This window comes from Campylobacter concisus (genome assembly GCF_902460895.1).
GTDB classification, from domain to species: Bacteria; Campylobacterota; Campylobacteria; order Campylobacterales; family Campylobacteraceae; genus Campylobacter_A; species Campylobacter_A concisus_BC.
Genome location: NZ_CABPVL010000004.1, coordinates 398274 through 399554, shown reverse-complemented (window position 1 = coordinate 399554; position 1281 = coordinate 398274). Strand labels below are relative to the sequence as shown.

The window sequence follows — 1281 nt, the reverse complement described above, 5'->3', positions numbered from 1 at the left end:
ATCAACGATCTTAGCTGTTACGCTTGAAGCTTTGCCATCAACTACTGGTACTTTGATCTCTACATATCCAGTTACTCTGTCATTGTAAGTAATAGTATGTGTTTTTTCCTCACCATTTACAGTGTAGTGGATCACATCATTTTCTTCAGCATCACCTGGGACAGAAATTTGAGCTTTTGTGCTAGTGCTATCGCCATCTTTGCTATTTTCAGCTTTATTTAGCTTGCTATCTTTTGGATTTACATCTTCAACAAATGTGATGGTTGGTTCTGATGGAGCTATTAAATCAGCATTAACTACTACAACCTCTGAGAAGTCTGAGATATTTCCTGCTTTATCTTGTGCCCTTGTAGTATATTTATACTCACCATCTCCTAGTTCAGGTAGTTCAAATTTCCAACCACCATGATTATCAGCTGTGACTGTTCCTACAACTGTTTTCTCACCATTTAGCTCGCTAATCTCATAGATAGTGATAACTGAATCAGGCTCAGCATATCCCTCAAGAGTTGGTGTGCTGTCATTTGTTAGAGCAACTTTTGTTTTAGCGTCTAAAACGTTGCCAGTTTGGCTATCTACATTGTCATTTACAGCGTCTATTACAGGAGCATCTGCAAATGTATCAACATCAAGTGAAACTCTATCAGATGTTGATTTATTGCCTACTTTATCTGTAGCAACTGCTTCAAAGTAGTGCTCTCCATCACTCATAGCTTCAGTTGGAGTAAAGCTCCATTTGCCATTGGCGTCAGCTGTTACTTTACCAACTAGAGTTTTTTCTGTAGTTGTATAGAAGCTCTCGTAAATTTCTACTGTTGCGCCTGGTGCTGCACTACCTTTGAATGTTGGTAGGTTGTCATTTGTTAGACCATTTTTAACATCGCCATTTACTACGCCACCAGTTACGTCATCTATGATCTCATCAATTATTACTTTAACAGTGCTTGAAGCCTCACCTATCACCTTGCTATCCTTGCCTGGGTTGTTAGGGTTATTTGGATTGATGATCTCTGCTGTTACATTGTTATCTTTGCCTGGGTTTAGATCAACTGGGATATCAATCTTACCTTTATCGATATCATCTTGGTTGATTGGTTTTTCAGTCTTTTTACCATTGTCATCAGTAACAACTACTTTATCACCTGGTTTTACTGAACCATCTTTTGGTATAGTAACTTCTACTGTTGTTTTACTAGCATCTTTGTCATTAGCTTTGTTTTCATCATCAGAAATTTTGCCATCTTTGTTTGTATCTTCTGGGAATTTAATTTCTGGGTTGCT

Annotated in this window: 1 protein-coding gene; it reads right to left on the bottom strand. The window is 37.9% G+C overall.

Translation table 11 applies throughout. The features are described from left to right. The coding region (locus tag F3G98_RS10490; RefSeq protein ID WP_188116992.1) for an Ig-like domain-containing protein at positions 1-1281 on the bottom strand (1281 nt) is incomplete at both ends.